Genomic DNA, 18,713 nt, shown 5'->3' with positions numbered 1-18,713 from the left:
GGCGGCTTTCGTGTCTGGGCTGGGGCTTGGTAAGCACCGGCCATCCCCTGCGGCTTCGACAGTGCTCAGGGGCCCCGGTTCCGGTCATTCCGGGCCCGGCTCGCTGGCAGTTGCCCGCTACAGAGCGGCGGGCAGGTAGCGCGCCGGGCAATGAAATAGGCTGACTGAGGCGCCGGGCTGTAGCTTTGGCTCGCCGGCCGGTACTAGCTGGCCCTCCTTTCCATATGCAAACTTTCTACTTCACGCGAGGCTTCTTCCCAAGCCGGATGCGTGGGCTGGCCGCTGCCCTGGTTCTGCTGGGCGCGGCCCCGGCCGCGCTGGCCCAATCCACCACGCTGCCTGGCCCGGCTGGCTCCGGCGCCTTCGGCTCCGCGGTCACGGTGCTGCCCAACGGCAACTTTGTGGTGACCGACCCCTTGTTTGATGCCGGTGCGGCGGCCGATGTGGGGGCCGTATACCTCTACAACGGCACCACCAACGCCGTTATCAGCACCCTGACCGGCAGCACGGCGGGCGACCAAGTAGGCAGCGGCGGCGTGGTGACCCTCGCCAACGGCAATTTCGTGGTGCGCAGTCCTGACTGGGGCAATGGCGCCGCCGCCCCCCGCGCCGGGGCCGTGACCTGGGGCAGTGCCACGGCCGGCGCGAGCGGGGCGGTGAGCGCGGCCAACTCGTTGGTGGGCAGCACCGCCAACGACCAGGTGAGCGCCGACGGCCTGACGCCCCTGCGCAACGGCAGCTATGTAGTAGCCAGCAGCCAATGGGACAACGGCGCGGCCACCAATGCCGGGGCCGCCACCTGGCAGCCGGGTAACGGTCCGGCCGGGGGCGCGGTGAGCACGGCCAACTCGCTGGTGGGCACCCAGGCCGGCGACCAGGTGGCCTTTTACGCCGTCAACGCCTTGCCCAACGGCAACTACGTGGTGCAAAGCGCCTTCTGGGCCAACGGCGCCGCCACCGAAGCCGGGGCCGTGACCTGGGGCAGCGGCACCACCGGCATCAGCGGGCCGGTGAGCGCGGCCAACTCCCTCGTGGGCACCCAGCAAGACGACTTTGTGGGAAGCTACAACTTCACGGTGCTGCCCAGCGGCAACTACCTGGTGTACGCCGACCACTGGAAAAACGGCTCCGTGCCCAGCGCCGGAGCCGTGACCTGGGGCAGCGGCACGGGCGGCACCGTGGGGCCAGTGAGTGCGGCCAACTCGCTGGTGGGCACCACGGCCTACGACAATGTGGGATTCTGGGAGGCCACCGTGCTGCCCAACGGCAACTACCTGCTCCTCAACGATGGGTGGCATAACAGCAGCGGCAGTGTCTTCTCGGCCGGGGCCGTGACGTGGGGCAACGGCCTGACCGGCACCAGCGGGGCCGTGAGCGCCGCTAATTCCCTGGTCGGCGACGGGGTGTACAACCTGAGCATAGGGTCGGACGACTTCGTGCTGCTACCCAGCGGCGACTACCTGGTGGTAACGCCCCGGTGGAGCAGTGCCGCCCTCAACCAGGCCGGGGCCGTGACCTGGGGCAGCGGCACCGGCCCCACGGCGGGCGTGGTAGGCCCGGCCAATTCCCTCGTCGGCACCCACAACCTCGACCGGGTGGGCGAGGGCGGCGTGGTGGGGCTGGCCGGCGGCCAGTACGTGGTGAGCAGCCCCAGCTGGGATAACGGCGGCACCGCCGATGTGGGAGCGGTGACGTGGCTGGCCGGGGGGCAGGCCAGCGTGAGCGGCGTGGTGAGCGCGGCCAACTCGCTGGTGGGCACCACGGCCGGCGACCAGGTGGGCTACAGCGGCGTGGTGGCCCTGCCCAACGGCCACTACGTGGTGGGCAGCATGTACTGGGCCAACGGCGCGGCCGCCGAAGCCGGGGCCGTGACGTGGCGCAACGGCACGGTGCCGGCCGGCGGCGCGGTAGTGAGCGCGGCCAACTCACTGGTGGGCAGCACGGCCGGCGACCAGCTCAGCAACCACGGCCTAAAGGTGCTGCCCAGCGGCCATTACGTGGTGAACAGCCCAAGCTGGAGCAACGGGGGCGTGCCGCACGCCGGGGCCGTGACGTGGCTGCCCGGCGGCAGCCCCACGAGCGGCGTGGTAAGCGCCGCCAACTCGCTGGTGGGCAGCACGGCCGACGACTACGTGGGCTTCGAAACCACCCTCCTGCGCAACGGCGACTACTTGGTGAACAGCGGGCTGTGGAACGCCCCGGGCGCGCCGCAGGCGGGGGCCTTCACCTGGGGCAGCGGCGCCAGCGGCATCCGCGGGCCGGTGAGCTTGGCCAACTCGCTGGTGGGCTCCCACCCCAACGACGTGGGCAACAGCATCGTGACGTCGCTGCCCGACGGTAAGTACATCCTCTGGAGCAGCGACTGGGACAACGGCCCCACGGCCAACGCCGGGGCCATCACCCTGGGCCGGGGCGCGGCCGGGCCATTCGGGTTCATTTCGGCCTGCACCAGCGCCGTGGGCACCGTGGCCGGCGGGGGCATCGACCTCGCCGCCGCCTACCACGCGCCTGCGGACCAGCTCATTGTCGGCCTGCCAAAGGACAACAAGGTGGTGCGGGGCGACGGCCCGCCCGCCGCGCCCACCGGCGCCGCCAGCCAGGTATTCGGCCCCGGCGCCACCGTGGCCAACTTAGCCGCCACCGGTACGGCCGTGCGGTGGTATGCTGCCGCCAGCGGCGGGGCCGCCCTGCCCGCTGGCACTCCCCTCGTCGGCACCGCTACCTACTACGCCAGCCAGACCCTGAACGGCTGCGAGAGCGTAGCCCGCCTGGCCGTGCAAGCCTCCGTGCCGCTGCCCGTGGAACTTACCGAGTTCACGGCCACGGCCGAGGGCAATATGGCCGTGCGCCTGACCTGGGCCACGGCCTCGGAGAAGAACAGCCAGGCGTTTGAGGTGGAGCGCAGCGTAGATGGGGAGACGTTCGCAAGCATCGGAACGGTGGCCGCCGCCGGCACGAGCACCAGCCCCCGCACCTACGGCCTGCTGGATGCCAAACTGCCCGCCGGCGCTACCGTGCTCTATTACCGCCTCAAGCAACTAGACGCGGACGGCAGCTTCAGCTACTCGCCCGTGCGCCCCGTGACCCTCACCGGCGCAACGGCCGGGCTGGCCCTGTACCCCAACCCGGCCCCCAGCGGCACGGCCACGCTCACGGGTGTGCTGCCCGGCACGGTGGTGACGGTGCTGGACCCGCTGGGCCGCCCCGTGACTTCGGCGACGGCCGATGCGGCGGGCACGGCGGCGCTGGTGCCGCCAGCCGGGCTGCCGGCGGGCGTGTACGTAGTGCGTGTCGATGGCAAGGCCCTGCGCCTCACGGTGGAGTAGGAGATAACCCCAGCGCTCACTACTCAGTAATAAAAACGCCCCGGCCAACAACCGGGGCGTTTTTATTGCCGGGCAGGGCAAAATTTTCAGCCGGCGGCAAAAAGTATTAGGTAGGGCGTGTACGTGTGGAGCTCCGGCAGTCCGACCCTGCGCCCCTCGGTGGAGTAGGGTGGCGGGCCGCGCCCAAAAAACAACATGTTTATGTCATACCGTCGCGTTTAGGTGGGCCGCACCTTTGTGGGAAATATCCTCGTCCTACTTAATATTAATTGGGGCCGTGCGGCCCGCGCGGCTCTGCGCCTTCCGGGAGCTGGCGCGCCCCTTCGCTTCATGACCAACTTCTTCGCTTTGGCCGCCCGTGCGGTCCATACCCTGCACCGGCCCCTGCTGCGCTACGGCCTGGTGTTCTTGCTCTTGCTGTTGCTACTGGCCGGCCGCGCCGCCCGCGCCCAGACCTGGACGGCTGCCACAGCCCCCAATCCCACCCAGACCTACGGCACCAGCCAGGTGCGCGGCGTGGCCGCCGATGCCAGCGGCAACGTGTTCGTGACTGGCTCCTACACCGGGCAGGTGAGCTTCGGCAGCACCACGCTCACCAGCGCCGGGAGTAACGACATCTTCGTGGCCAAGTACGTGCCCGGTACCGGCACCTGGGCCTGGGTGCAAACGGCCGGCGGCACCTACACCGACCAGGCCTACGGCATTGCCGTGAGCGGCAGCAGTATCTACGTGACGGGCATTATCAGCAACAGCCCGAGCGATGCCTGCCAGGTGCGGTTTGGGGGCAACGGCACCACGGCCGGCACGGCCCGGCAAAACGGCATTGCTATCAACTACTTCAACTCTGACCTGGTGCTGGCTAAGTACACCGACAACGGCACCACCGCCACCTTCAACTGGAGCCAGGTGGCCGGCGGCACGGGCTCCGACCAGGGCCTGGGCGTGGCCGTGAACGGCACCAGCGTGTACGTCACGGGCTATTTCTACAACAACACCGCCAATGCCAGCGGCGTGCTGCTGGGCAGCAGCGGCACCACCACCGGCACCGCCCAGCAGAACGGAGCCACCACCACGACCAGCAACGACCTGCTGCTGGCCAAGTACACCGACAACGGCAACAGTGCCACCTTTGGCTGGAGCCAGGTGGCCGGCGGCACGGGCTCCGACCAGGGCCAGGGCGTGGCCGTGAGCGGGAGCACGGTGTACGTGACGGGCTACCTTTACAACACCACCGCCAACGCCAACGGCGTGCTGCTGGGCGGCAGCGGCACCGCGCCCGGCACCGTGCAGCAGTACGGCACCAGTGCCACGGCCAGCAACGACCTGCTGCTGGCGGCCTACTCCGACCAGGGCAGCAGCGCTACCCTGGCCTGGACCCAGGCGGCCGGTGGTACCGGCGACGACCAGGGCACCGCCGTGGCCGTGGGCACCGGTGGCGTGTACGTGGCCGGCAACTACACCAACGACGTGGCCAACAGCAAGGCCGTGGTGCTGGGCGCCAGCGGCACCACCGCCGGCACCCGCCCGCTGAAGGGCCTCGGCAGCTACGCCTACGGCGACATCTGGTTGCTCAAATACACCGACAACGCCAGCAGCGCCACCCTGGGCTGGGCGCAGATAGGCGGCGGCACCCAGTACGACTACGCCTACGGCGTGGCCGTGAGCGGCAGCCGCATCTACCTGGCCGGCTACATGGTGCTCGACAGCTTCGACAGCTACCTGGGCCGGCTGGGCGGCGACGGTACCACGGCCGGCACCGTGGTGGTGCGCGGGGCCACCGCCACCTCGGCCACGGCCGATGTGCTGGCCGCTTGCTACACCGACAACGGCCCTACCGCCACCGCCAACTGGGGGCAGGCCGGCGGCGGTACCCAATACGACTATGGCTACGGCATCGCCCTGAGCGGCAGCACCGTGGTGGTGGGCGGCTACCTGGCGGGGGGTGGCCTCTTCAGCTTCGGGCCGGCCAGTACCGCTGCCGTGCTGGGCACGCCCGCCGACAACCGCGCCGTGCTGGGCAAGCTTGACGCCACCGACGGCACCTGGCAAAGCGTGAGCGCTACCACCAACGGCGGTCAGAGCCAGGTGCGGGGCGTGGCCCTCGACGCTGCCGGCAACCTGTTCGTGACCGGCTACTTCTCGGGCATCGTCAGCTTCGGGGCTACTCAGCTCGTGAGTGCCGGCGGCAACGACCTGTTTGTGGCCAAGTACGTGCCCGGCACCGCCACCTGGGCCTGGGCGCAACGGGCCGGTGGGGCATCCGAAGACAACGGCTACGGCGTGGCCGTGAGCGGCACCAGCATCTACGTGACGGGCAGCTACGCCACCACCAGCACCAACAACTACGCCGTGAGCGCGGGCGGCCCCACTCCGGCCAGCAGCGCCAGCGCCATCAGTGGGGTAACGACCGGCCAGACCGGCGACTTCTGGCTCCTGAAGTACACCGACGCTGGCAGCACCGGCAGCTACCGCTGGGCCCAGGTGGGCGGCGGCTCCAACCAGGACCAGGGCACCGCCGTGGCCGCGAGTGGTACGAGTGTGTACGTGGCGGCCAACTTCATCAACACCACCACCAACAGCTACGGTGGGCTGCTGGGCGGCGACGGCACCACTGCCGGCACTGTGCGCGTGAACGGGGCCACGGCCACGGCCAGCCAGGACCTGCTACTGGTGAAGTACACCGACAACGGCAGCACCGGCAGCCTGGTCTGGAACCAGGTGGGCGGCGGCACCGGCTACGACTATGCTTACGGCCTGGCCCTAAGCGGTACCGGCAGCGTGTACGTGGCCGGCAGCATCTATAACACCCTGGCCAACGCCAACGCCGTGGTGTTTGGCGGCGGTGGCACCACCACTGGCACGGCCGCCCAGGCCGGGGCCAGCAGCACGGTCAGCTACGACCTGCTGCTGGCCAAGTACACCGACAATGGGACCACCGCCACCTTCGGCTGGAGCCAGGTGGGCGGCGGCACCGGCCAGGACCAAGCCAACGGCGTGGCCGTAAGTGGCACGAGCGTGTACGTGACGGGCTACCTCACCAACAGCCTGGCCAATACCAGCGCCGTGCTGCTGGGCGGCAGCGGCACCACGCCCGGTACCGTGCAACAGAACGGCGCCAGCACCAGCAACAGCCAGGACCTGCTGCTGGCCAAGTACGCCGACAACGGCGCCACCGCCACCTTCGGCTGGAGCCAGGTGGGCGGCGGCACCCAGCCCGACGCGGGCACGGCCGTGGCCGTGAACGGTCTTAAAGTGTACGTGACAGGCTATTTCGGCAACAGCCAGGCCGATGCCACGCTGGTGCGCTTTGGGGGCAGTGGCACCAGGGCCGGCGCCACCGTGCTGAAGGGCGTGGCCAGCAATTACTTCGTCCCCGACCTGCTACTGGCACGCTACACCGACTTCGGCGCTACGGCCCGCGTGGTGCTGGCCCAGGCCGCCGGCGGCAACCAGAGCGACTACGGCTACGGCCTAGCCGTGAGCGGCACCACCGCCTACGTGGCCGGCCTAGTACAGCCCACCGCCACCTTCGGCAGCACCACCTTCGCCAGTCCCGCCCTGGCCAATACCGCCGCCCTGGCTACCCTGGCAGATGCCGCGCCGCTGCCGGTGGAGCTGAGCGCCTTTACGGCCACGGCCGAGGGCACCAGCGCCGTGCACCTGGCCTGGACCACGGCCTCGGAGAAGAACAGCGCCTACTTTGAAGTCGAGCGCAGCACCGACGGCGAGCAGTTTGCTCCCATCGGCACGGTGGCCGCCGCTGGCAGCAGCAGTACCGCCCACGCATACAAGCTACTGGATGCCAAGCTGCCGGCCGGCGTGGCCCTGCTCTACTACCGCTTGCGCCAAACGGACTCGGACGGCACGTTCGCCTACTCGCCCGTGCGCACCGTGGCCTTGACCGGCGTGGGGGCGGGCCTGGCGCTGTACCCCAATCCCGCCCCCGGCGGGGCGGCTACCCTGGCTGGCGCCTTGCCCGGCGCCGTGGTCACGGTGCACGACGCGCTGGGCCGCTCGGTGACTTCGGCCCTGACCGACGCTTCGGGCACGGCGGCGCTGGTGCTGCCGGCCGGCACCCCGGCGGGCGTGTACGTGGTGCGGGCCGGGACCCGGGCCCTGCGCCTCACGGTGGCCGAGTAGGACGCTCGCGCCGGCCCCGAAGCCGCCGCCTCGCCCCGAGTGGTGCCCCGGCCGGCGGGTGGTCTGCGGCGTGTACCCTGATTAGGGTACACGCTGCGGGCACCGGGCGCTGGCCGGCCGTGCTATTTTTGCGGCACGCCACCGCCGGCGGGCTGGCCCACAGAGGGCTGGCAGGCGGCTACTCGCTATGAAAACCATTGGTTACGGAAGACGGGGACTTCTGGCTCTGCTGACTTTATTGCTGCCGCTGGCCCTCCCGGCCCAGATACTGCCCGGCACCCTGGCCGCCGGCGAAGCCCACAGCCTGCTGCTCACAGCCGACGGCCACCTGCAGGCCTGCGGCGGCAACAGCTCCGGCGTCCTCGGCGACGGCACCACCACCGCTCACCGCCTGCCCGCCCCGGTGGGCAGCGCCGCCACCTACGCCCAGGTGGCCAGCGGGGGCTACCACGCCCTGGCCGTGCGCGCCGATGGCACCCTCTGGGCCTGGGGCAGCAACGGCAGCGGCCAGCTGGGCACCGGCAACATGGCTCCGCGCAACGTGCCCACCCAGGTAGGCACGGACACGGGCTGGCTCAGCGTGGCCGCCTGCGGCGACCATTCGCTAGCCCTGCAGGTCGACGGCACGCTCTGGGCCTGGGGCGGCAACACCTACGGCCAGCTGGGCGACGGCGGCACCACCCGGCACACGGCCCCTGTGCAGGTGGGCAGCGGCCAACTGTGGCGCAGCGTGGCCAGCGCCTACCGCCACAGCGCCGCCATCGCGGCCGACGGCACCCTGTGGGCCTGGGGCAGCAACACCGATGGCCAGCTCGGCGACGGCACCACCACCGCCCACCTCAGCCCCGTCCAGGTAGGCACCGCCGACGCCTGGGTGGGCCTGGCCCTCAATGGCTACCACTGCCTGGCCCTGGCCGCCGACGGCAGCCTCTGGGCCTGGGGCGGCAACGCCTACGGCGAGCTGGGCGATAACTCCACCACCAACCGCAACAGCCCCACGGCCGTGAGCGGCGGGGGCCGCTACACCCAGCCCGCCGCCGGCTTCTTCCACAGCCTGGCCCGGCGCGCCGACGGCAGCCTCTGGGCCTGGGGCCGCAACGACAACGGCCAGCTCGGCGACAACTCCACCACCCAGCGCACCGTCCCCACCCAGGAAGCCAGCGGCGGCACTGCCTGGCTGTCCGTGGCCGCCGGCGGCAACCACTCGCTGGCCCGCACCGCCAACGGCTCCAACTTCTTCTCCACCGGCCAGAACACCTACGGCCAGCTCGGCGACGGCACCACCGCCGGGAGCTTGGTGTATACCCGCGCCGCCAGCTCCACTGGCCTGCCGCTGCCCGTGGAGCTGGCGGCCTTCACGGCCCGCCGCACCGGCCCCGCCGCCGTGGCCCTGGCCTGGACCACGGCCAGCGAAGCCGCCAACGCCGGGTTCGGCGTGGAAGTAAGTGCCGACGGTGAGCGCTGGACCCGTCGAGGCTTTGTGGCCGGCGCGGGCAGCAGCGCCAGCACCCACACCTACGCCTACGCCATGCCCGAAACCAGCGCCGCCTATTACCGCCTAGCCCAAACCGGCCAGGACGGCACCGTCCGCTACTCGCCCGTGCGCTTCGTGGTCGGTGCCGAGCGGGCGCCGGGCCTCTATCCCAACCCCGCCCACGGCGGCGCGGCCACCCTCACGGGCTCCGTGCCCGGCACGGCCGTCACGGTAACTGACGCCTTGGGCCGCCCAGTAGCCACCGCCACGGCGGACGCTTTGGGCACGGCCGGGCGGCCCTGCCGGCCGGGCTGCCGGCGGGCGTGTACCTGGTGCGCGCCGGTAGTAATGCCCTGCGCCTCACGGTGGAGTAAGCGGCGATTGTTGCCATAATTGAGGCCACCATCTCGCCTGGGGCGGCGGCTTTTTTGGGAGGGCGTGTGGCGATTCCGCGCCCGTTCGCTCGTTGCCAACCAGCGCGGGCGCGCTAACTTGAATTGATAGAGGATGCACGGAGAAATAGTTGCTTCCAGGTTTTGCCCCGGCGAGCGGCACCCTTTACCTTCACCTTACTCAATATTTACTTGCTGCCTACGGCTTGCGGTCCTAGTTAGGGGGCCGTGTTCGCCTCCCATTGTTGTCAGACTGTATGAAACCTCCATTCTCCTTCGTAGGCGTAGCTTTATTGGCCTGCCCCGCGCGCACTTGGTTGGCTAGCCTGTGGGCCCTGCTGCTGGCCCTAGTCCCTCTGCACAGCCACGCGGTTGTTGCCCCTGCCGCTGCCCTGGCCACGGCCCTGGCCCCTGATGGGACGCTGCGCTCCGGGGCCGCCGGCTCGTTCAGTGCAAAGGGCTTCGAACTGTTCAGCGCTCCCGACGGACGGCCGGTCTTTCGCCCGGCTGCAGCCAGGCGCACCAAGGGTGCAGGCGACGAAAAGTGGCAGAATGGCTTCGGCCTGCCCGGCACTAACGGTACGGTGTACGCCACGGTGGTGGCGGCCAACGGCGATGTGTACATCGGAGGGGATTTCACGGCCGTGGGCACGGTACCAGCCAGCCGGGTGGCCCGGTGGAATGGCACGTGGAGTGCGCTCGGAGCCGGGGTTAACGACCAAGTGAATGCGCTGGCCGTGGTGGGCAGCGACCTGTACGTGGGCGGGCAGTTCTCCCAGGCAGGCGGGGCCCCGGCCAGCAACCTGGCCCGCTGGGATGGCACAGCTTGGCATACGCTTGGGACCGGACTTAGCAGCCAGGTCAACGACCAAGTGAATGCGCTGGCCGTGGTGGGCAACGACCTGTACGTAGGCGGGCAGTTCTCCCAGGCAGGCGGGGCCCCCGCCAATCGGGTAGCCAAGTGGAACGGCACGGCTTGGAGCGCGCTCGGAGCCGGGGTTAACGACCAAGTGAATGCGCTGGCTGTGGTGGGCAGCGACCTGTACGTGGGCGGGCAGTTCTCTCAGGCAGGCGGGGCCCCCACCAATCGGGTAGCCAAGTGGAACGGCACGGCTTGGAGCGCGCTTGGGGCCGGGCTCGATGGCCCAGTGAATGCGCTGGCTGTGGTGGGCAGCGACCTGTACGTAGGCGGGCGATTCAGCCAGGCAGGTGGGGCCCCGGCCAACAGTGTAGCCCGTTGGAACGGCACGGCCTGGAGCGCGCTCGCGTTCTGGGGCAATGGTCAGGTCTATACCATGGCTGTAATCGGCAACGACCTGTATGTGGGCGGGCTTATGGGAGCGCCCATGATGGGGATGCCATTGGTCGGCACGGTGGCCAAGTGGAACGGCACGGCCTGGAGCACGCTCGGGACCTGGGACAGCAGCAATTACACCGAAGTGCATGCGCTGGCCGTGTCGGGCAACGATCTATACGTGGGAGGGTATTTCGGCCAGGCGGGCGGGGCGCTGGCCAAAAACGTGGCCAAGTGGAACGGCACGACCTGGAGCGCGCTCGGCGACGGGCAAAATAGCTACGTCTCTGCCCTGGCCGTAGTGGGCAACGATGTGTACGTAGGTGGAACGTTCACCCAGGTGGGGGGGGTGCGGGCCAACTACGTGGCCCGCTGGAACGGAATTGGGTGGAGCGCGCTCGGGGCTGGGCTCGACGGCCCGGTGGCCGCGCTGGCCGTGGTGGGCAACGACCTGTACGTGGGCGGGCAGTTCTCCCGGGCGGGCGGGTTGCTGGCCAATAACGTGGCCCAGTGGGATGGCACGGCCTGGAGCGCGCTCGGGAACGGGGTCGAGGGCGCTGGCAGCATCCCCAATGCCGCCGTCTTGGCCCTGGCCGTGGTGGGCAGCGACGTGTACGTGGGTGGGCGATTTGCCCGGGCGGGTGGGGTGTCGGCCAGCCAGGTAGCCATGTGGAATGGCACCACGTGGAGCGCGCTCGGGAGCGGCGTCGATGGCTCGGTAAATGCGCTGGCCGTGGCAGGCCGGGACCTGTACGTGGGTGGCGATTTCTATCAGGCGGGCGGAGTGCCAAGCAGCAGCTACGTAGCTCGGTGGAACGGCACGGCCTGGAGTTCGGTCGGACCCAGGGTCAATGGCTACGTGTACGCGCTGGCCGTGGCAGGCAGCGATGTGTACGTGGGCGGGCGATTTAGCCAGGTGGGCGCGGTGCCGGCCAACAGCGTAGCCCGCTGGGACGGCACCGCCTGGAGCGCGCTCGGAAACGGAGTCAATGACAACAGTGGTTACGTTGGCAACGCGTACGTGTACGCGCTGGCCGTAGCGGGCAGCGATGTGTACGTGGGTGGGCGATTTGCCCAGGCGGGCGGGGGCGCGGCTGCCAACGTAGCCCGGTGGGACGGCACCGCCTGGAACACCCTAGGCACCGGCCTTAATGACAATGCACATGCGCTGGCGGCCGGGCCGGGCACCAACCTGAACGTGGGCGGGGTTTTCACGACGGTGGGCGATGGCTCGAAAGTGATGGCGTACTTTGGCATCTATAACTTTTCCTTGCCCGCGGCAACCCGAAACCCGGAACCCGACGGGCGGGCCGGCTTTACGCTGGCGCCCAACCCTGCCTGGCACGCGGTGCAGGTGGCCGGCGTGCCAAGCAGGGCCACCGTGGAAGTCTTCGATGCGATGGGTCGCCTCGTGACTTCGGCCACGGCCGACGCTTCGGGCACGGCCGGGCTGGCCCTGCCAGCCGGGCTGCCGGTAGGCGTGTACGTGGTGCGCGCCGGCAGCCGCGCCGTGCGCTTAGTAGTGGAATAAGCTTTTGCATGAGACAGATGAAAAGGGCAGGCCGCGGAGGCTTGCCCTTTTTTCGTGGTGCGTTAGCAGCCTTTCGCCTACTTTCGCCGTAAGCGCGCTCATCCCACCATAAAGCTTTCTATGAACATAACTAAACTCCTGGTCGCCAACCGTGGCGAAATTGCTATTCGTGTGATGCGAGCGGCGAATGAACTCAACATTCCCACGGTGGCCGTGTACACCTTCGAGGACCGGTACTCGCAGCACCGCTACAAGGCCGACGAAGCCTACCAGATTGGTCGCGACGACGAGCCGCTGAAGCCCTACCTGGACATTGAGGGGGTTATCCGCATCGCCAAGGAAAACGGCGCCAATGCCATTCACCCCGGCTACGGCTTCCTCTCGGAAAACGCCACGCTCTCGCGCCGTTGCGCCGAGGAAGGCATCATTTTCGTCGGTCCCCGGCCCGAAGTCATGGAAGCCCTCGGCGACAAGGTGCGCGCCAAGGAAGTGGCCCAGCAGTGCCAGGTGCCCCAAATTGAAAGCAGTGAGGCCGATTTGGTCGACTTCGAAACTGCCAAAACCGAGGCCCAGCGCATCGGCTACCCCGTGATGCTAAAGGCGGCGGCTGGGGGCGGTGGGCGCGGCATGCGCATCATCCGCGACGACGAGCAGCTGGAAAAGGGCTTCTTCGAGGCCCGTAACGAGGCCCTGAATGCCTTCGGCGACGACACGGTGTTCCTGGAGAAGTTCGTGGAGCGGCCCAAGCACATCGAGGTGCAGCTGGTGGGCGACCACCACGGCAACCTCGTGCATCTGTATGAGCGCGACTGTTCGGTGCAGCGCCGCTTCCAGAAAGTGGTAGAAGTGGCCCCGGCCATGAACCTGCCCGACCACCAGCGCCACCTGCTGTACGAGTACGCTCTGCGCATTGGCCGGGCCGTGGGCTACGACAACGTGGGCACCGTAGAATTCCTGGTAAACCCCGAGCAGGACCGGATTTACTTCATCGAAGTGAACCCCCGCATTCAGGTCGAACACACCGTGACCGAGATGATTACGGGCATCGACCTGATTAAAACCCAGCTCTACATCGCGTCCGACCACAAGCTCAGCGACCCCGAAATCGGCCTCGGGCCCGACGTGGTGCCGCTGCGGGCGGGCTTCGCGGTGCAGTGCCGCGTGACGACGGAGAACCCCGAAAACGACTTCAAACCCGACTACGGCACCATTGTGGCCTACCGCACGGCCGGCGGCTTCGGCATTCGGCTTGACGAGGGCTCGGTGTACCAGGGCGCGATTATCTCGCCGTTTTTCGATTCGATGCTGGTCAAAATTTCGGCCCATGCGCCCACGCTGCACGGCGCGGCTCAAAAAATGCTGCGGGCCCTCGATGAGTTCCGGGTACGCGGGGTGCGCACCAACATCCCGTTTTTGAAGAACATCGTCGGCAACGAGGAATTCCAGGCTGGCCGCGCCAACGTCGATTTCATTAAGGACCACCCCGAACTGTTCAAGTTCGAAACGCGGCAGGACCGCGCCACGCGCTTGCTCGGCTTCATCGGCGAGACGGTGGTGAACGGCAATCCCGACGTGCGCCACCTGCTCGACCCCCGCGCCAACCCGCGCCGCCCGCACATCCCGCACTTCGACCACACCGAGCCCGCGCCCGGTACCAAGCAAAAGCTCGATGAGCTGGGCCCCGAAAAATTCGCCGAGTGGCTGCGCAACGACCCGCTCATCCACTACACCGATACCACCCTGCGCGACGCCCACCAGAGCCTGCTGGCCACCCGCATGCGCACCTGGGACATGCTGAAAGTGGCCCGCGCCTACGCCCAGCAGCACCCTCAGACCTTCAGTCTGGAAGTCTGGGGCGGTGCCACCTTCGACGTGGCCCTGCGCTTCCTGCACGAAGACCCCTGGGAGCGCCTCGCCAAGCTGCGCGAAGCCATTCCGAACATCCTCCTGCAAATGCTCATCCGCGGGGCCAATGGCGTGGGCTACAAGGCCTACCCCGATAACCTGACCGAGCGGTTCGTGCAGCAGGCGGCCGAAACCGGCGTGGATGTATTCCGCATCTTCGACTCGCTGAACTGGATGAAAGGCCTGGAATCCTGCATCGGGTTCGTGCGCAACAAAACCACCCGCCTGGCCGAGGCCAGCATCTGCTACACCGGGGACATCATGGACCCGAACCGTACCAAGTACACCCTCGACTACTACCTCAAGCTGGCCAAGCAGCTCGAAGATGCCGGCGCCCACATCCTCTGCATCAAGGATATGGCCGGCCTGCTCAAGCCCTATGCCGCCACCGAGCTGATTCAGGGCCTGCGCGACACGGTGAAAATTCCCATTCACCTGCACACCCACGACACCTCCTCGCTGCAAGCCGCCACCTACGCCAAAGCCGTGGAAGCCGGCGTCAACGTCATCGACGTGGCGCTGGGCTCGCTCTCCGGCCTCACCTCGCAGCCCAACTTCAACTCGGTGGTGGAAATGCTGCGCCACACCCCGCGTCACCGCGAGTTCAACCAGCCCTCACTCAACGAGTTCAGCAACTACTGGGAGGCCGTGCGCGAGATGTATTATCCCTTCGAGTCGGGCCTGAAAGCCGGCACTTCCGAAGTATTCCAGCACGAGATTCCGGGCGGGCAGTATTCCAACCTGCGCCCGCAGGCCGCTTCGCTGGGCTTGCTCGACAAGTTTGAGGAAGTGAAGCAGCGCTTTGCCGACGTGAACCAGATGTTTGGCGACATCGTGAAGGTGACACCCAGCAGCAAAGTAGTGGGCGACATGGCCTTGTTCATGGTATCGAACAGCCTCACGCCGCAGGACGTGATGGAACGCGGGGATGGCCTGAACTTCCCCGAGTCGGTGCGCGAGCTGTTCCGCGGCGACATTGGCCAGCCCGAAGGCGGCTGGCCCGCCGAACTGCAAAAGCTCATTCTCAAGAACGAAGAGCCCTTCACCGACCGGCCCAACGAGCACTTAGCTCCCATTGACTTCGACCAGGAATGGCCAAAATTCCAGGAGAAATTCCCCGGTGCCAAGTTCACTGATATGCTCTCGTCGTTGCTCTATCCGAAGGTTTTTGAGGAATATTGGGCCTTTCGCCAGAAGTTCGGCAACGTGAGCAAGGTGCCCACTTCCACGTTCTTCTACGGCCTGAAATCGGGCGAGGAAACCATCATCGAAATTGCCCGGGGCAAGTCCGTTATTGTGCGCCTGGAGTCGGTGGGCGACATCAACGAGGAAGGCTGCCGCACCATCTTCTTCACCCTCAACGGCCAAACCCGCAACCTGCAGGTGCGCGACCAGTCGGTGGAAGTCACCAAAATCAGCAATGCCAAGGTCGACAAGAACAACCCGCGCCAGGTGGGTGCCCCATTGCAAGGCATGCTGAGCAAAGTGCTGGTGAAACCCGGCCAGTCCGCATCCAAAAACACCCCGCTCTTCGTCATCGAAGCCATGAAAATGGAAACTACCATCACCGCCCCGCAAGACCTGACCGTGGCCGATGTCAACCTGCCCGAAGGTACCCGCGTGGCCGCCGATGACTTGGTGCTGACGCTGAGCTAGTAGCGCGAGCTTTTAGTTCGCGTCCCTGCGTCCCTCGGGTTGTGTGGGGACGCGAACTAAAAGTTCGCGCTACTTTTCGGCCCTCAATCTCTCTTCTGAATTCTCATGAAACAGTTGTTTCTCCTCGGCGCCCTGTTGGCCACGCTGCCCGCCACAGCCCAGAAAAAAGCCGCCAAGCCCACGCCTAAAGCCACTACCGTATCGGCCGCTACCGTCACCCGCGTGGTGAAGGCCCTGGCTGCTGATGACATGCAGGGACGCGGCACCGGCCAGCCCGGCGGCCTGAAGGCTGCCCAGTTTCTGGCCGCCGAATTCAAGCGCATCGGCCTGAAACCCCTGCCCGGTCAAACCGGATTCGAGCAAACCTTTACCGTGTACCAGGGGCTCACCAGCCCGGTAGCTGCCGTTATCAACGGCCAGACCATGGCGCCGGCGCAGGCGGTGGCTATTGCCGGGCAGCCCACGTTGCGCTGGACCAGCGAAGACGCCCAGCCCCCGACCGTGGTCGCCATCGGCCCCGAGCCGGCCGAGCGTGGCAAGCTGTTTTCGTACTTACGCCCGACGGCCAACACCCTGGTTTTCGTGGATACCGCCCAAACCAAATCCTTCCGTCAGCTGGCAGGCTACGTGGCAAAGGGCACCACCAGCCCCGAGCAGCCCAAGCCTTTTTCGACGGTGTTTGTGCTGGGCGCCAAGCCGGCCACGCTCACCTACCGCATCAGCGCCAGCAGCGTGCTGCAACCCGTGGAACTGCGCAACGTGGTGGGACTGCTGCCCGCCAAAGACCCCAAGCGGACCAAGGAGAACGTGGTGTTCTCGGGCCATTATGACCACCTGGGCTACCTGAAGCCCGTGGCCGGCGATTCCATTGCCAACGGTGCCGACGATGACGCCAGCGGTACCACCGCCGTGGTAGCCCTGGCCGAGTATTTCAAGAACAAAAACGACAATGCCCGCCCGCTCATCTTCGTAGCTTTTGCAGCCGAAGAAGTGGGCGGTTTCGGCTCCCAATACTTCTCCAAACAGCTCGACCCGCTGCAGGTGGCCGCCATGTTTAACATCGAGATGATTGGCAAGGAAGCCAAATTCGGCCCCAGCACCGCCTTCATCACCGGCTACGAGCGGTCGGACTTTGGCAAGCTGCTGCAAGCCAACCTGACCGGCAGCAAATTCAAGTTTGAGCCTGACCCCTACCCAGAACAAAACCTGTTTTACCGCTCCGACAACGCCACGCTGGCCCGCCTCGGCGTTCCAGCCCACACCATCAGCACCGACCAGATTCCGATGGATGGCCTCTACCATTCCGTCGACGATGAGGTGGAAACCCTGGACCTGACCAATATGACGGCCGTCATCCAGGCCATTGCGCAGAGTGCCAGCGGCATTGTCTCCGGCAAGCAAACCCCCACGCGCATCCCACCGCTCACCGACGACAACCGGCGTTAACCTGATGCATGGAAGAATGGGTGGATGAGTGAGTCAAAAAGCGAATAGCCTATTTCACTCACTCGTCCACCCATTCTCCAACTTGCTTAATGCAGATAAACTGCTTCCAGCCGCGCCACCGGAGCATTGGTGGCATCAAATAACCGGAGCGTGTCGCCGCTGATGCGGTAGGTGCGCGACTGGCCTAGGGCGCGGGTAAAGTCGTTTTCGGTCTGCATGGCCGGGCAGGCCATGCGCGTACTCATCAGCGGGCTGAAGGTGAGCTCGTCCGGCTTTTCGCTGAAAAAGCTGCCCCGGAAGCGGTTGCAGCTGCCATCGCCTTCAGCTGTGCCGTCGGCGCGAAGGGTAAGAAAAGGCTCGCGGGTATCGGCGGGCACGCGCACCTGCTGGCCCGCCAGCTCGCGGGGCACCCAGTGGGTTTCGCGCAGGGCCGCGGCCGGTGCCTGCCGCGCGGGTGGAGGAGTAGTCGCTGTTTCCTGAGCAGGACGAGTTTGGCAGCCAGCGGCAAGGACCGCTAATAACAAGAAGGAAGGACGCATGAAGAGCGGGGTAAAGGGCTCATTTTACGCAAAAAAGCCTGCGTTACTACGCAGGCTTTTTGCATATCGTTGTTGGGAATGGTGCGGCTACTTGCCCATTTTGAGCGTGAGACCCGCGCCCACCGTCGTAGTGCCAGCTGCTAAACCGCTCACGCCCTGGCCCGCCGTTACGTCAACCCGCACTTCGGGGATGGGGCGGAAATAAAGGCCCGCCGTAGTGCCAGTACTCAGGGCGGCGCGGCCGTAGCCATACGCTTCCACAAAAAAGCCGGTCTTGTCGCTGATGGGGCCGTTCAGGGCCAGGGTGCCCAGGAACTGGCCTTTCGACATATCCTTGGCCGTGATGCCGCGCTGGCTGAAGCCAAAGTTGGCTTCCAGGCCATAGCGCTCGCCAAGCTGCTCGCTCACCAGCAGGCGGCCGCCGGGGCCCCACTTGGTGTCGCGCAGGCCCTGGCTGCCCGTGCCGGGCACCGCCGACTCGACCAGAATGGCGACTTGCGTGCGGGTATCGTAGTTGGGCGAGAGCATGAACTTAGCCCCCACCACCACCGGCGCCCACCCGCTGGAATCCACGCGGCCGGTTTCCGTCACGCGCGAAGGGCCGTTGTGGAAGTAGGGTTGGCTCACGCGTAGCTCCATGCTGTTGAAAAAGCCGATGCGGAGCGTGGCGGCGCTCAGGTTTTGGGCCGGACCGATGCCACCGGCATGGTGCTGAAATCCGGTTTCGAGCTGGAAACGGCCGGGGCGGAGGACTTGAGCGGTGATGGTTTGGCCGGGACGGTCGGCGCGAATGTTTCGCACGAACGGGGCATCCACGTTGGGGTTGTTTTCGTCCGGCGTGTTTTGGGCCAGGGTGAGGCCGCGGCTGCCCAATAAGGCAGCGGCGGCCAGCAGAGTGGTCTTGCGCATGGTTTAAAGACCCGGGCCACTACGGCATGGTTCCTCTAAGGTTGCATTTTGCAGAATTTTCACCTCATAATACTATCTTCTTTTTTCCCAATGCCACAGTA

Annotated in this window: 8 protein-coding genes; 6 read left to right on the top strand and 2 right to left on the bottom strand. The window is 66.9% G+C overall.

Going from position 1 to position 18,713, the window contains the following annotated elements; genetic code table 11:
• The first annotated feature begins 224 nt into the window (after positions 1 to 224).
• The 6 genes from J4E00_RS01540 to J4E00_RS01515 all read left to right on the top strand — a co-directional run bounded on the left by J4E00_RS01540 (position 225) and on the right by J4E00_RS01515 (position 17,164).
• A complete protein-coding gene (locus tag J4E00_RS01540; protein ID WP_208173245.1) occupies positions 225 to 3,326 on the top strand; it encodes a T9SS type A sorting domain-containing protein in 3,102 nt (1,033 codons plus the stop codon).
• 330 nt (positions 3,327 to 3,656) lie between these two features.
• On the top strand, positions 3,657 to 7,466 hold the full coding sequence (locus J4E00_RS01535) for a beta strand repeat-containing protein (protein ID WP_208173244.1): 3,810 nt from the start codon (positions 3,657 to 3,659) through the stop codon (positions 7,464 to 7,466).
• A gap of 187 nt (positions 7,467 to 7,653) precedes the next feature.
• Positions 7,654 to 9,333: an RCC1 domain-containing protein gene (locus J4E00_RS29780; protein WP_208173243.1), complete on the top strand. Its 1,680-nt coding sequence runs from the start codon at positions 7,654 to 7,656 to the stop codon at positions 9,331 to 9,333.
• A 256-nt stretch (positions 9,334 to 9,589) separates the two neighbouring features.
• Positions 9,590 to 12,157: a T9SS type A sorting domain-containing protein gene (locus J4E00_RS01525; RefSeq protein ID WP_208173242.1), complete on the top strand. Its 2,568-nt coding sequence runs from the start codon at positions 9,590 to 9,592 to the stop codon at positions 12,155 to 12,157.
• 120 nt (positions 12,158 to 12,277) lie between these two features.
• Complete coding sequence (locus J4E00_RS01520) at positions 12,278 to 15,718, top strand: pyruvate carboxylase (protein WP_208173241.1); 3,441 nt, start codon at positions 12,278 to 12,280, stop codon at positions 15,716 to 15,718.
• A gap of 105 nt (positions 15,719 to 15,823) precedes the next feature.
• Entirely contained in the window at positions 15,824 to 17,164 is a 1,341-nt protein-coding gene (locus tag J4E00_RS01515; protein ID WP_208173240.1) for a M20/M25/M40 family metallo-hydrolase, read from the top strand.
• A gap of 86 nt (positions 17,165 to 17,250) precedes the next feature.
• Here the strand turns inward: J4E00_RS01515 and J4E00_RS01510 are convergent, their stop codons facing one another.
• The gene (locus J4E00_RS01510; RefSeq protein ID WP_208173239.1) at positions 17,251 to 17,703 is read right to left on the bottom strand and encodes an META domain-containing protein; all 453 of its coding nucleotides are present in this window, start codon (positions 17,701 to 17,703) and stop codon (positions 17,251 to 17,253) included.
• An 87-nt stretch (positions 17,704 to 17,790) separates the two neighbouring features.
• Positions 17,791 to 18,612 carry a transporter gene (locus tag J4E00_RS01505; RefSeq protein WP_208173238.1) on the bottom strand — a complete coding sequence of 274 codons (822 nt, stop codon included), beginning with the start codon at positions 18,610 to 18,612 and terminating at the stop codon, positions 17,791 to 17,793.
• Positions 18,613 to 18,713 lie beyond the last annotated feature (101 nt).

The sequence above is a fragment of the Hymenobacter negativus genome (genome assembly GCF_017571495.1).
Lineage (GTDB): Bacteria > Bacteroidota > Bacteroidia > Cytophagales > Hymenobacteraceae > Hymenobacter > Hymenobacter negativus.
This window is presented reverse-complemented; position numbering and strand designations above follow the sequence as displayed.

Bases quoted from the DNA above. Each gene is read 5' to 3' on its own strand.
- J4E00_RS01525 (WP_208173242.1), top strand. From the start codon at position 9,590: ATGAAACCTCCATTCTCCTTCGTAGGCGTAGCTTTATTGGCCTGCCCC.
- J4E00_RS29780 (WP_208173243.1), top strand. From the start codon at position 7,654: ATGAAAACCATTGGTTACGGAAGACGGGGACTTCTGGCTCTGCTGACT.
- J4E00_RS01540 (WP_208173245.1), top strand. From the start codon at position 225: ATGCAAACTTTCTACTTCACGCGAGGCTTCTTCCCAAGCCGGATGCGT.
- J4E00_RS01520 (WP_208173241.1), top strand. From the start codon at position 12,278: ATGAACATAACTAAACTCCTGGTCGCCAACCGTGGCGAAATTGCTATT.
- J4E00_RS01535 (WP_208173244.1), top strand. From the start codon at position 3,657: ATGACCAACTTCTTCGCTTTGGCCGCCCGTGCGGTCCATACCCTGCAC.
- J4E00_RS01515 (WP_208173240.1), top strand. From the start codon at position 15,824: ATGAAACAGTTGTTTCTCCTCGGCGCCCTGTTGGCCACGCTGCCCGCC.
- J4E00_RS01505 (WP_208173238.1), bottom strand. From the start codon at position 18,612: ATGCGCAAGACCACTCTGCTGGCCGCCGCTGCCTTATTGGGCAGCCGC.
- J4E00_RS01510 (WP_208173239.1), bottom strand. From the start codon at position 17,703: ATGCGTCCTTCCTTCTTGTTATTAGCGGTCCTTGCCGCTGGCTGCCAA.